Genomic DNA, 13,587 nt, shown 5'->3' with positions numbered 1-13,587 from the left:
TTGAGTGTCATAATGTCAGTTTGAAATACCTGATTTTTACCGACGGTTATGTTTTCCATTTTTATTGCATAATTACCTTCAATTACGTTACCTCTTATAATTGCAGAAACTTTTTCACTACTTGCAGACCATAGTGCAGTACTATCACCATTAAGAAGTTTTTTTGTATTAAATTCTGTTGCAGAGGATATGCGGTTAATTTCTGCCTTAAGTTGTTCGATTTCTTTTTGAAGTTCTACTCTGTCATTTGTTGTATAAGTTCCGTTGGAAGCTTGAACTGCAAGTTCTCTCATACGCTGAAGCATAGAAGATACTTCTTCTAAAGCTCCTTCTGCAGTTTGAAGCATGGAAATACCATCTTGAGCATTCATGGTTGCACGTTTTAAACCACTGATTTGTGAGCGAAGTTTCTCTGAAATAGCTAAACCTGATGCATCATCTGCTGCATGGTTGATTCTTAGTCCTGAAGATAATCTTTCGAGAGATTTGCTCAAAGCTGTCTGGGTGCTTCCCAGATGTCTTTGAGAGTTCAAAGACATAATGTTTTGATAAATTGTTAATGCCATACTATCCTCCTTGATTGTTTCAATAGAGGATGTTCCCCTATTTAATTTTTTTAACGCTTCCTTGCGTCAGATAAAAAATCGGAATGCTTTAAAAAAACTTTAACAAAATTTTATATTACCTTGTGCATGTGAAATTTGTGCAAAAGCGTTTAATTGTGCTATAATAAACTAAAGAACTAGTAGGAGGGGATATTATGATAAAGGTTGAAATTTTTTATAATGGAGAAAAGGATAAAAAGACACCAGAGCTTGTGGAAAGTATTAGACACAAATTTGGAGATAAAGTTGAGGTGAAATTGATTGACACATCAAAAGAGAAAACCCCAGAAGATTATGGGACAATAAATCCACCAGAAGTTGTTATCGACGGAAAAACAAAGCTAAAATTGGATTCAAAAGAGAAATTAGAAGAGATTGTAACCAAAGCAATTTTTTAGTTTAATGTTCAAGGTTCAACACGTGTAATAATACCGTACGTATTGTAATTTCCAAACAATAAAATTTGAGTTGTGCGTACTCAATATACTATACAAATGCTTTATTACATGTGTTCAATGTTCAAAGTTAGAGAGGGTTGGGGTTAAGGTTAAGATTAATAAGGTGGATTTTATCCACCTAAAAGATTCATGTGCTCAAACCTTTATATCCTCACATCCAATTTATCTTTTTTCCATATTACGCACTTACCTATTTTTTTAAAGTACGTATTTTGTGAGGTTTTCGTCTTTAATAATACCCGAGAGTGTTTCATCAACATAATTCGCATCAATAATTACTTTTTTATTTTCTATATCAGGTGCTTCAAATGAAATTTCTTCAAGCAATTTTTCCATTATAGTGTGAAGTCTTCTTGCTCCAATATTTTCATTGGTTTTATTTACGTAGGTTGCTATTTCAGCAATTTTTTCTATTCCGTCAGGTGTATATTCTATTTCTACCCCATCTGATTGAAGTAAGGCTTTGTATTGTTTTGTAAGAGCATTTTCAGGTTCGGTAAGTATTCTTATAAAGTCATCTTTTGTGAGAGAATCTAGCTCTACCCTTATAGGGAATCTTCCTTGAAGCTCTGGTATCAAATCTGATGGCTTGGCGATATGAAATGCTCCTGCTGCAATAAAAAGTATATGGTCGGTTTTAACCATTCCATATTTAGTCATAACAGTGGAGCCTTCAATAATTGGCAATAAATCTCTTTGGACACCTTCTCTTGATACATCTGCGCCTCTAAATGAACTACTGTCCCTTGAACAGACTTTGTCAATTTCATCAATGAAAACTATACCTGATTGCTCTACCCTTTTAATTGCGGTAGATTTTACTTCGTCCATATCTATTAGTTTATTCACTTCTTGTTGCTCTAGTAAAGTAATAGCTTCTTTGATTTTCATTTTCTTTTTTTTCTTTCTACCAGGAAAAAGGTTTTTAAACATATCCTGTAAGTTCATCCCAAGATCTTCCATCCCTACATTTGTTAATACTTCGATATGAGGCCCGGCATCTTCCACATCTACTTCAACAAATCTTTCATCAAGTTTTCCTTCCCTTAACATCTTTCTGAATTTCTCTCTTGTTTCTTCGTCAGAAGGTGAGCTTGCGAAGCCTGATGGTCTAGGTAAAAGTAGATCAAGTATTTTCTCTTCGGCATTTTTTTTTGCTTTTTCCAATACTTCTTTTCTTTTTTCACTTCTAACCATGTTTATTGCAATTTCTACGAGATCTCTAATCATTGATTCCACGTCTCGTCCTACATAACCTACTTCTGTAAATTTACTTGCTTCTACTTTTATAAAAGGTGATTTTGTAAGTTTTGCAAGTCTTCGTGCTATTTCAGTTTTACCAACTCCTGTGGGTCCAATCATTATTATGTTTTTTGGTGCTATTTCGTCTTGGAGTTTTTCTGGAAGCTGTAGTCTTCTCCAGCGATTTCTAAGAGCTATGGCCACTGCTTTTTTAGCAGCTTTTTGTCCTACAATATATTTATCAAGTTCGGCAACAATCTGTTTTGGGGTTAAGTTTTCCATTTTAAAACTCCTCTATTATTAGATTATTGTTTGTATAAATACAAATAGATGCAGCTATTTCCAGAGATTTTTTCACAATGTCCTTAGCGTCTAAATCGGTGTTTTCCACAAGAGCTATGGCAGCAGCTTGAGCAAAAGGACCACCTGAGCCGATTGCAGCAATTCCGTTTTCTGGTTCTACTACGTCTCCTGTTCCTGTCAAAAGATAGATATTTTTTTCATCAGCCACAATCATCATGGCTTCTAGTCTTCTAAGATATTTATCTGTGCGCCAGTCTTTTGCAAGTTCTACGGCGGCCCTCAGTAGTTGACCGCTGTATTCATTCAACTTTTTTTCAAATCTTTCCATCAAAGTAAAAGCATCTGCTGTAGAGCCTGCAAAACCGCAAATAACTTTATCATTGTAAACTTTCCGGATTTTTTTCGCATTATGTTTCAACACAGTATTACCGAAGGTAACCTGACCGTCTCCACCGATAGCAATTTTGTCATTTTTCTTTACTGCGACAATAGTTGTCCCTTTAAACATCCTTACCTCCATTTTAGACCTAGATTATAATATGCAAATTGGGGAAAGTTTCAAATATTATTTTTGGCATAACGGTTGCTTTATTGTTTCTCAGGAGGTTAGAATGAGGAAGATTTTACCACTGATAATGGTGATAGTGATTTTTGGTTGTAGTTATAAATCCACTACCATGAAAGATTTCAGTAATGCTATAAGGAAACCTGCTATCGGCTATATATATATAGCGGCTTTAATCGAAGCTAATACTAATTTTTCATCTTTATTGTATGATAAAACCAAAGTAAAATTTGATTATAATAAACCGATTATTATCAAGAAAATTTCTCCTGAAAACAGAGTATTTATTGCACCAGTTAAAAAAGAGTATGGTGGTGAATTAACTTATGATGAGACAACTAGAAATGCGTTGAAAAATTATATTGCTATGAATAAATTTGCTCAGATTGCAGTAGATGAGAAAAATGCTGATTTTATTTTAATTGCAAGAGTTACAGATTCACTGCAGTTAATGACTGGTAGAAATTTCTCAAAACTTGATGTTACTATTTTTGATAAAGAAAAAAATATTGTCTATTTTTCAAAAGTATCTGGGTATTCTGTATCAGACGAGAACTTCTGGTATTTTCCTTCAAAAAGCGCAAAACCAGTATCATATATCTCTTTAAAAACATTGGAGTATATTTTTAAAAACCAGTTAAAAAAAGCTTTTGTGAGAGGTGCTTAGATGTTAAATGGTTTGTATGTGGCTACAAGCGGTCTTCTTGCACAATCTAAAAAAATGGAAGTGATAAGTAATAATCTTGCTAATATCAATACTACGTCGTACAAAAGAGATGATACAGTTTTTAGTAATTATCTGTTTGATGATAAAAGGGTTCCTCAAGATTTTATAAAAAGCACAGAATATAATAAAACTATAAACAATACTGTAAAACTTGATTCATTATATACTGACTTTTCTGCTGGAAATTTAAGACAAACTGGGAACAGGTTTGATTTGGCCTTAGAAAATAAAAATGTGTTTTTTGCAGTGGATACACCTTTTGGTATCAGATTTACTAGAGATGGTCATTTTACTCTAGATCAAAATAGAAGATTAGTTACCCAAGATGGATTCCCAGTTTTGTCAAGAAATTATGAGAATAATAACGGAATTGTTATCCCTGAGGGAGATGTAACCATAACACCAAATGGAGAAATTGTAGTCAATGGAATAGTTATGGATCAGCTATTTCTTGCTCAAGTAGAAAATCCGTCATCATTGCAAAAAATAGGTAGAAATCTGTATGCTGCCATTGGCTTTATGCCTGATGAATCTGAAGATCCTAGAGTTAGACAAGGGTTTCTTGAAGAAAGCAACGTAAACCCTATTAAAGAGATGGTTTCTATGATTGAGACGATGAGAGGTTTTGAAACATATCAAAAAGTAGTTCAGACTATTGATGAAATAAATAGTAAAACTTCCAATGATATTGGAAGACTGGCTTAATTTTTAATAAGGAAAAGGAGGTTTTTATGCTTAGAACATTGTGGACTGCAGCAAGTGGTATGACAACCCAACAGATAAATATTGATAATATTGCTAACAATCTTGCAAATGTTAACACTGCAGGATTTAAGAAATCTAGAGTCAATTTTGAAGATCTTTTATATCAAGAGATTAGGCCTGCAGGTGCTGTGACAGCTACAGGTATAAATCATCCAACAGGGATTCAAATTGGTCTTGGCTCAAAAGTGGTTTCCACTGAAAAGATTTTTTCACAAGGTAATTTTCAGCAAACAGGGAATCCTCTAGACTTAACGATTGAAGGTGATGGTTTTTTTCAAGTGACTTTACCTGATGGTACAGTGGGTTATACAAGGAATGGTTCTTTTAAAATTGATGCTGACGGTAATCTAGTAACTCCTGAAGGTTATCTTTTGGAGCCAAATATTGCGATTCCTGAGAATGCCCTTGAAATAAATGTTGGTGAAGATGGTACAGTCTCGGTAACATTGCCAGGTGAAGCGGAGCCCACAGAACTTGGGCAAATAGAGCTTGCTAAATTTATAAACCCTTCAGGTTTACGTTCAATTGGTAAAAATATTTATCTCCAAACAGCAGCGAGCGGTGAGCCGATTACTGGTGTGCCAGGAGAAGAAGGGCTTGGTACCATTGCTCAGGGTATTTTGGAGATGAGTAACGTAAATGTGGTGGAGGAGATGGTAAATCTGATTACTGGACAAAGAGCTTATGAAATCAATTCGAAGGCTATTCAGACCGGAGATGAAATGCTTCAAATTGTTAATAATTTGAAGAGATAAAATTTGAGGTAACAATGAAAGAAATACTGTTGGTATTGTTAATACTTTTACAAAGCAGTATGGTCATTGGAGGTGTGGTGGTAATTGATAGAGATTGTCTTTTTTACAGTGATGTTTTTTTGAATGGAAAAAGAAAGGATCTAATTTGCAATTTAAAACCAGGAGATAAAAAAGTTTTGCCACGTTCATTTTTGTATAGATTAATGAGACAAAATCCTAAGTTAAAACCTAAATTAGATTTTAGTAAAAAAATTATAGTTAAAAGGAAGGGCGAAATTTTAACAGAAGATACGCTGAGGTCTTTGGTAGCAGATCTGTATAGGAAAAGTTTTCCTGATGTTGAAATAAATATTAAAAAAGTGAATATGAACAAAAGGATTTACTTTACAAAAAAGAATGATTTAAAGCTTGATTTTATGAGTAGTAATAGGTTTGGTTCTGTATATTTTTTATTAACTAATGGATATAAAGATTATAGAATATATGCTTATATTAAAGGGTTTAAGGAGGTTTTTGTATCAAAGGAACGCATAAGAAAAAATGAGCCTATTAGTAATAAAGTTATTAAAAAGCGTATGGAGATTACAAAAATTTTGGGGGAACCAATTTTAGATATTAATACGTATATGGCATCAAAAACTATTCCGGTAAATAGAATTATCACTAGTAATTATGTGATTAAAAAGCCTGATGCGTTTAAAGGGGATTATGTAAAGCTGATTTATAAAAGTACCAGTATCATAGCTGTTACAAAAGGGGTTTTAGAGCAAAATGCATATATAGGTGATGTGATCAAAGTGAAGAATCCATCCTCAGGTAAATCTGTTTTTGCTAAATATGTTGGAGATAAAAGAGCAATTATATTGGATTATTGAAAAAGTTCAAAGTTTTGGGTTCAGAGCTGGGAACAAGGGTGTATAAATAGTATGGGTTACATTTCATACTGATTACCAAAAACACAAGATCTATTATCAAAGGAAAATTTTTCTTATTTTCAATCTATAAATTTTGGCAAGCATGTTGCTTAATAATTAGAAAAATAGCTAGTGAGGGGTAGGTATGAAAACCATAGTTGTTTTTTTAATAGTTGGCGTACTTTTTTCAGGATGTGCAAAGAAGGTTGTGACAGATGTTCCTGCCATCGATTATAAAAAAGAGATAGAAGAGTATAAAAAATATCAAGCATCAAAGAAGCCTTCACCATCATTATGGACAAATATGGGTAATTATGGAACATTTTTTCTTGATTATAAAGGAAGGAAAGTTGGAGATATTGTTATAGTAAAAATTGTGGAATCATCATCCGCATCAAATTCAAATACAGTCAAAACTAGTAAGTCAACAAGCTACAAAACTGGAATAACAAGCTTATTTGGGCTTCCTATCCATTTAGGAATGACTAACTTTCTAAATTCGGGAAGCAATTTTGATCCGAATATAGATGCAACTACAAACAACTCTTTTAGTGGAAAAGGACAAAAACAAAAATCCGATACAGTTACTGCCACAATTGCTGCACGTGTTATAGATGTATTACCTTCAGGTAATTTGGTGATAGAAGGTCGCCGTGAGATCGTTGTTGATCAAGAAAAACAGGTTATTTCTGTAAAGGGTGTAATAAGGCAAAAAGATATCGATGCTAATAATACCGTATTATCTACTGCTATAGCTGATGCTCAAATTAGTTATAGTGGAAAAGGAGTATTGACAGATGCAAATAGGAAAGGTTGGCTTGCTTCTGTTATTGATTGGGTATGGCCTTTTTAGGAGGATATGATGAGGGTTAGGTTGTTAGTGGTTATAATTTTGTTGTTTTTTGTCTGCAAGGTTCATGCTCTTGTTAAAATTAAAGATATTGCTAGGGTAAACGGCATAAGGGATAATCAATTGATAGGTTATGGTCTTGTAGTTGGTTTGAACGGTACTGGAGACAAATCTGGAACACAGTTTACGATACAGTCTCTTGTCAATATGTTAGATAGAATGGGTATTACTGTTGATAAAAAGAAAGTTAAGGTAAAAAATGTTGCCGCAGTGATGGTGACGGCAAAATTACCTCCCTTTGCGAAGGCAGGGACTAGAGTTGATGTAACTGTTTCTTCGATAGGTGATGCAAAGAGTTTAGAGGGAGGTACGTTGTTAATGACGCCTTTGGCAGGCCCAGATGGTAAAATTTATGCTGTGGCCCAAGGTCCTCTTTCTGTAGGAGGATTGAATGTTTCTGCTGGTGGCGGTGGTACGGTAAAAAATCATCCAACTGTGGGACGTATCCCAAATGGTGCCATGGTGGAAAAGGAGATCCCTTTTAGCTTGGATCAGGATTTTATTACATTAGCCTTTGAAAGGGATAGTATTTCAGATTTAGTTAAAGCAAAAAATGTTATAAATCATTTTTTTAAAACGAACATAGCTATGGTTGACTCTCCTAAGACTATTAAGGTGTTTGTCCCAGAAAACTACAGAAATAATTTTTATGATTTTTTAGATAAAGTGCTTCATTTGGAAATAGATCCTGAACCTTCATCAAAAGTGGTGGTAGATGAAAGAACTGGTACTATCGTGATGGGTTCTGATGTGAGAATAAGCAAGGTAGCTGTTTCTCATGGAAATTTGACAATAAAAATTACGGATACCGTTGAGATTAGTCAACCAGAACCTTTTTCTCAAGGCAAGACAGCTGTGGTTAGGCAGAAAAATACTGAGGTAAAAGAGGAAGATGCAAAATTGATGGTTATTCCAGAAGGTGTTAGGATTAGTGATTTAGTGAAGGCTCTTAATTCTTTAGGAGTATCTCCGAGAGACTTAATAGCTATTTTGCAAGCGATAAAGGCAGCTGGTGCTTTGCAGGGTGAATTGGAGATAATATGATGAAAGTAGATGGTGTAAATTATAATGTAAATAACAACTTAAAACTTGAAAAACTTAAAAAGGCGTGTGCTGATTTCGAGTCGTTATTTTATTATGAAATTTTGAAAACATCTAAGGATATTTTTAAAAGCAATTTGTTACCACAATCTGTGGCAGATGATATTTACAATGATATGTTTTATGTGGAAGTGTCAAAAGTGGCGGCAGAGAAAAGCGAAGGAGGTGTAAAAGATATATTGTTCGAGTTTCTATCAAAAGGGGTTGTTCATGACAGAGGAAAAAATTACCTGAATAATGGAAAAAATGTTTCAGTATCTGGACAATTTATAAGTGATTTGTTGGCATAAGGGTTGCTTGTATAGAACTAGTTGCAGTTAAAAGAGGTTGTTTAATGAAGGGATTTTTGCTAAAGTTTTTAATGTATGTGCCGATATTCCAGTTAAGCTGGAGCTGGAGGTAGAAATGAGAATTGAGGATAAAGTAAGGTTAGGATATGAAAGTATCACAAAACTGGATAAGCAGAAGGATTTGGAAAAGAAAGATAGAAATGACGTGCATCTTAATAAACAGGATAGAGTAGAAATCTCAAAGACGCAAAAAGAAATAGACACTATAAAAAATAAGCTAAAAAGAGCTTCTGAAGTTAGAGAAGAAAAAATTAGGAATATTAAAGAGCAAATAGATTCTGGCACATACGATGTAAGTGGTAAAAAAGTCGCTGAGAAAATAGTTAACCTTGCCATAGATAACCTCTTCTAACTGTAACTATCAACTTAGGACAAAAACAATGGAGGAAAGGATGGAAACAATCCATAACCTTATAAGTGTGCTTACTGCTCAGCGTGATTTATACAAGGAGCTTTATGAGCTGTTGTTGCGCGAAAAAGAATATATAATGAATTGGGATGTTGATAAAATGATGGAGCTTCCAAAAATTAAAGATACTTTTTTTTATAAAGAAAAAATGCTTGAAGAAGCTCGCAGAAAAGTAGAACAGAAAGTTTCGAAATCTCTGGGGAAAGATAGTGTTACACTTTCTGATATATTAAGTGTTATGAAAGATAGTAAACAAAAAGAGTTGCTTGAAAACATTAGTAATGAGATTTTAAAGATTACAGAGAAGATTACTATAGAAAACAGGAAAATAAAAATTCTTTATAATACAAATCTTAAACTCATTTCTGATTTTTTCAATAAAATAGGTATAACCGAAAATAAAGCCTCTTATACAAAAAATTATCACGCAAGTACTGCGTATAGGACTGCAATAGATAAAAATTTATAAGGGTGATTTATGTCCAATATTTTTGGAATTTTCCAAACCGGTGTATCAGGATTAATGGTTTCGCAAGCTGGAATCGATGTTACCGGGCATAATATTGCCAATGTCAATACAGAAGGTTATTCGAGGCAAAGGGTAAGCATAGAAACAGAAATTCCCCTACTTATTCATCCTGGACCTTTTGGTAGAGGGGCTCGTATTGCAGGTGTTGAAAGAACTTATGATGAAGTTCTTGCAAAAAATATAAGGAACTCTAATTCCACATTAAAATATTATGAAAGCTTAGAACAGTCTTTGCAAAGTGTAGAAATTTATTTTAATGAGTTGGAAGCTGGTTCTGGGTTAGGCGATGCACTGAAAGATTATTTTAATGCTTGGGCAGATCTTGCGAATACTGCACCGGATGCTTCAGATGAAGCAACTGTAAAAAGAATAACATTGATAGAAAAAACTGATACTTTAATTCAAAAGATTCACGAAGGGTATGGTGTCATTGAAAACATTAGAAGTCAATCCGATAAAAATATAGAGGAATATGTAAAAGAGATAAACGACTTAGCAGAAAATATAGCGTATTTGAATTATCAAATAGCTAAAACAGAAGCAACTGGGGATCATGCCAATGATTTGCGAGATAAAAGGGAATTACTTTTAGATAAAATGGCAGAGCTTACAAATATCAATACTTTTGAGAGGTCGGATGGACAGCTTAACGTGTTTGTTGGTGGAATTTCTATTGTGGATGGAGCTACAGCAAATAAGTTATACACTGTAGAGAACAAAAATAACAATAGCCACTATGATATTTACTGGGGAGCAAAACTCGTAGATAAACCTCAAGTAAATATTTCTGATAAAATTACTTCAGGCAGATTGTATGCTGAACTAAGAAGTAGAGATGATTTACTTAAAGGGTATCTTGATACGTTGGATGAATTTGCCGGTAATTTGATATTAAAAACAAATCAGGTTCATGCTTTGGGGCAAGGTTTAGAGCGCCTTACTCAAATCACTTCGACATATAATGTGGAAAACCCAGCCTATAAATTTAATGAAGAACCGGGCAAACTTCCATTTGATGTTAATAAAGGGACTTTTAGGATATCTGTATATAATGATAAAGGATTAAAGGTGGCTGATTATGATATCGATGTTGATCCAACAGTAGATAGTCTTAATTCTGTTATACAAAAAATATCCCAGGTTGATGGCAATCCATCTGGTGGGTTAATTCAGGCATATCTAGCCGAAGGTAACAAATTAAAAATACAGGTGGCTGATGGTTATACATTTAGCTTTTCTGAGGATAATTCCAATATGTTAGCAGCTTTTGGAATGTATGGTTATTTTAAAGGTACAGATGCAAAGACGATAGAGTTAAATGATATAGTGAAAAATGATAATCGTTTTATTGCAACAAGTAAAACTGGTAAACCTGGTGATAATAGAAATGCATTGGAAATAGCAAATTTGAAGTATGAACAGGTTTTTGAAAATGGGGGAGCACGTTTTGATGATTTTTATTCAGTTTTTGTTGCGCAAATTGCAAGTGATAAAAGACAGGTCGATGTTTTTGTGGATGCTAAAACAGAAGCTGTAAACCAAATGCAACTTAAATTGGAACAAGTGAAAGGTGTTTCGTTGGACGAAGAGTTTACGAACTTGATAAAGTTCCAAAAGGCTTATGAAGCAAATGCAAGATTTATAACTGCTGTTGATCAGATGATTGACAGGTTGATTAATGGTACAGGTACTGTTGGAAGGTAGGGATTAGCAGATGAGAGTAACATTTAATATGCTTTATTTAAAAAATCAAAGAAGTATTGGTAATAGTCTTGAAAAATTGACTATTGCGAATGATAAAGTGAATAAAGGGAGAAATCTTTTAAATCCAGAAAGTGATCCAGTATATTATTCCAGTGCCATAAATATTCAAAGAATGATTGATGAGATGGATCAGTTCAAACGAAATGCAGAAAATGCTCTCACTTGGATTACGAATGAAGATAATGAATTGCAAAATGCTTCAAGCTTAATAAGTAAAGCTAAAAATGAATATGCTATTGCTGGTATCAACGCTTCTCAAAATGAGACTAGTAGAAAAGCTCTGGCAGGTGATGTTAAAAATATTTTAGATAGCTTGGTTGATATAGGTAATGCTAACTATCTTGGTAGATATATTTTTGCAGGTTATAAAACATCTACCAAGCCTTTTGCTGCCGATGAAAAGCAGATAAAAGGAGTGGTTACGGATAATGTTCAAATTGATGTGGTTAAGAAAAAGACTTTTGCAGATTTGAAAGAGCTTGAGGAAGGTAATTATACTGTAAATATTGAAAAGATTTCAGGATCTTATGGGTTGGTAAAAATAGAGATAGTTGATTCGACGGGTAAGAAGCTGTTTTTTGATTCTAATGGTAGTGATGAATCAGCAAAGAATGGGAATATAGCAAAAAACTATATGGTTTTAAGATATAAACCTGGGCAGATCATTAATACTGGTGTAGGATTTGGAATTAAAATGCCAGATGTGGAATATGGCGATTTTGATAGTACAAAGGTTTCTTTCTATTATGTGCCAGGTGATGATATCAGATATCATGGTGATGATGGTAAGATAACCACAAAAATCGGTTATAGTCAGGATGTAACATTGAATCTAACAGGAAAAGAAGTTTTTCTTGAAACTAATAGAGTATTAAAGGGTACTGTTTTCAATTCAGTGAATGGTTTGCCAATAACGGAAACTACCAATTTCCTCGATATTGACAATGCAAATATTTCTCCAGCAGATTATATTGAGCTAAGCGGCACAGACCACAATGGTTTTTCAGTTGGTATTGCGAAATTGTGGGGGGCTGAAAATGTTCAACTTGATATGACTAATACCACTGCTGCTGAAAGAACAATCCATATAGAATATGGAAACTATGATGTTTCTATTGTGATGGATGAGAGGGCTTATAAAGATACTGATGATGTTGTTTTTGAACTAAACAGAAAACTTGAACAAGAAGGGCTTGGTAGTGAAATAGAAGCCTTTGCTGACGGTGATAGAGTGATGCTAGTTACAACGAGGGCTGGTGCATATGTAAGATTGAAGGTTACTGGTAGTGAAAATAATACTTTGGGTTTTATTCAAAACCCTAGCGATCCTCCTTATGTTTCAACAGGAAAAGGTAGAAAGTTTTTTATAGGATATGATGAATTTAAACAGCTTGATTCAACAACATATGAATCACCTCTAAAGAATGTTCATAATGATATATCTTTTGGTGGTGATGTTGAACTTATAATAAATGGGCAGAAAGTGGTTTTTAATGCTCCTAGTAGTGGTTCAGAAGAACAGAATAGGGATAATGCTCAAGCAAATTTGAATGAGGCATTAAAAAAAGCTGGTTTAGCAACCACGATTAAAGCTAAAGTAGATATCGGAACACTTGGTGATGGAAAATTTAATTTAGTTTTGGAACACGTAAATATTGATCCGGATAACAATACTTACTTTAATACAAAAGTTGTTAATACTAATGATGTTCAGTTTTCAACCCCAAGAAGTGATACTTATCCCTCTTATCAAGCAACTAAAAAGGTCAAAGATTTTGTAGAGTTTATTGAATCTCTTTATGATAATACTGTAGATGCAAAGATAGATAATGGTCAACTAGTTGTGGAAGATTTGCGGTCTGGTGTAAGTAGAATGACATTAAAGATAAATGAAAGTAATCAGGGAATAGGATATCCAGAAGTTAATAAAGATGTTGTTTTGTTTGGTAAATATACAGGTAATGTAGATGCAACCTGGAGTTTTAATTATGATTACGCCGCAGACGAACTTACTGTAAGTTCTGGTAGTTCAACTATAGATGTTATTAATAATATTAGGACCAATAATTATGATGGAAGTCCGATAGAGTTGAGTTATGGGATAAAAGCTTCTTTTGATCCCCAGATTTTTAATAATAATTTTAGTTTTAATGTTGATTTGAAAAGTAATAGCAGTCTAAGTTTTGGAGA

15 protein-coding genes (1 of these 15 only partly in view) are annotated in these 13,587 nt (G+C 33.7%); 12 read left to right on the top strand and 3 right to left on the bottom strand.

Annotated features, from left to right (window positions below; translation table 11 throughout):
• The coding region (locus OWK30_RS10810; RefSeq protein WP_479723459.1) for a flagellin N-terminal helical domain-containing protein at positions 1-566 on the bottom strand (566 nt) is incomplete at its 3' end.
• A 194-nt stretch (positions 567-760) separates the two neighbouring features.
• On the opposite strand from OWK30_RS10810, the gene OWK30_RS10805 reads away from it, so the two are divergent.
• Complete coding sequence (locus OWK30_RS10805; protein ID WP_423326391.1) at positions 761-1,003, top strand: hypothetical protein; 243 nt, start codon at positions 761-763, stop codon at positions 1,001-1,003.
• A gap of 258 nt (positions 1,004-1,261) precedes the next feature.
• Here OWK30_RS10805 and hslU read toward each other — a convergent pair whose 3' ends face one another.
• Both hslU and hslV read right to left on the bottom strand, forming a co-directional pair.
• Positions 1,262-2,587, bottom strand: coding sequence for an ATP-dependent protease ATPase subunit HslU (gene hslU, locus OWK30_RS10800; protein ID WP_423326389.1), 1,326 nt, complete (start codon positions 2,585-2,587; stop codon positions 1,262-1,264).
• Position 2,588: 1 nt separating this feature from the next.
• Entirely contained in the window at positions 2,589-3,116 is a 528-nt protein-coding gene (hslV, locus tag OWK30_RS10795) for an ATP-dependent protease subunit HslV (protein ID WP_423326387.1), read from the bottom strand.
• A gap of 103 nt (positions 3,117-3,219) precedes the next feature.
• Between hslV and OWK30_RS10790 the strand changes: the two genes are divergently transcribed.
• The 11 genes from OWK30_RS10790 to OWK30_RS10740 form a co-directional block, all read left to right on the top strand.
• Complete coding sequence (locus OWK30_RS10790) at positions 3,220-3,840, top strand: hypothetical protein (protein WP_423326385.1); 621 nt, start codon at positions 3,220-3,222, stop codon at positions 3,838-3,840.
• Positions 3,841-4,605, top strand: coding sequence for a flagellar basal-body rod protein FlgF (gene flgF / locus OWK30_RS10785; protein ID WP_423326383.1), 765 nt, complete (start codon positions 3,841-3,843; stop codon positions 4,603-4,605).
• A 26-nt stretch (positions 4,606-4,631) separates the two neighbouring features.
• Positions 4,632-5,420, top strand: coding sequence for a flagellar basal-body rod protein FlgG (gene flgG / locus OWK30_RS10780; protein ID WP_423326381.1), 789 nt, complete (start codon positions 4,632-4,634; stop codon positions 5,418-5,420).
• 14 nt (positions 5,421-5,434) lie between these two features.
• Complete coding sequence (gene flgA, locus OWK30_RS10775) at positions 5,435-6,295, top strand: flagellar basal body P-ring formation chaperone FlgA (RefSeq protein WP_423326379.1); 861 nt, start codon at positions 5,435-5,437, stop codon at positions 6,293-6,295.
• A 184-nt stretch (positions 6,296-6,479) separates the two neighbouring features.
• A complete protein-coding gene (locus OWK30_RS10770; RefSeq protein ID WP_423326377.1) occupies positions 6,480-7,187 on the top strand; it encodes a flagellar basal body L-ring protein FlgH in 708 nt (235 codons plus the stop codon).
• A gap of 6 nt (positions 7,188-7,193) precedes the next feature.
• Positions 7,194-8,288 (top strand): flagellar basal body P-ring protein FlgI, encoded by a 1,095-nt coding sequence (locus OWK30_RS10765; protein WP_423326375.1) that lies wholly within the window; start codon positions 7,194-7,196, stop codon positions 8,286-8,288.
• Positions 8,285-8,635 (top strand): hypothetical protein, encoded by a 351-nt coding sequence (locus tag OWK30_RS10760; protein ID WP_423326373.1) that lies wholly within the window; start codon positions 8,285-8,287, stop codon positions 8,633-8,635. Before OWK30_RS10765 ends, OWK30_RS10760 begins: the two co-directional genes overlap by 4 nt.
• Before the next feature lie 115 nt (positions 8,636-8,750).
• Positions 8,751-9,047, top strand: a complete 297-nt coding sequence (gene flgM / locus OWK30_RS10755; protein ID WP_423326371.1) for a flagellar biosynthesis anti-sigma factor FlgM — start codon at positions 8,751-8,753, stop codon at positions 9,045-9,047.
• 40 nt (positions 9,048-9,087) lie between these two features.
• Complete coding sequence (gene flgN / locus OWK30_RS10750) at positions 9,088-9,573, top strand: flagellar export chaperone FlgN (protein ID WP_423326369.1); 486 nt, start codon at positions 9,088-9,090, stop codon at positions 9,571-9,573.
• Between the two features lie 9 nt (positions 9,574-9,582).
• Positions 9,583-11,337: a flagellar hook-associated protein FlgK gene (gene flgK, locus OWK30_RS10745; RefSeq protein ID WP_423326367.1), complete on the top strand. Its 1,755-nt coding sequence runs from the start codon at positions 9,583-9,585 to the stop codon at positions 11,335-11,337.
• A gap of 10 nt (positions 11,338-11,347) precedes the next feature.
• Positions 11,348-13,587, top strand: the 5' portion of a protein-coding gene (locus OWK30_RS10740; protein ID WP_423326365.1) for a flagellin N-terminal helical domain-containing protein. 1,300 nt of this gene lie beyond the right edge of the window; the window shows 2,240 of its 3,540 coding nt (coding positions 1-2,240); its start codon is at positions 11,348-11,350; the stop codon falls past the right edge of the window.

Source organism: Deferribacter abyssi (assembly GCF_049472655.1).
Taxonomy (GTDB): Bacteria; Chrysiogenota; Deferribacteres; order Deferribacterales; family Deferribacteraceae; genus Deferribacter; species Deferribacter abyssi.
Note: the sequence above shows the minus strand (reverse complement) of the source record. Positions and strands in the feature narration are given on the sequence as shown.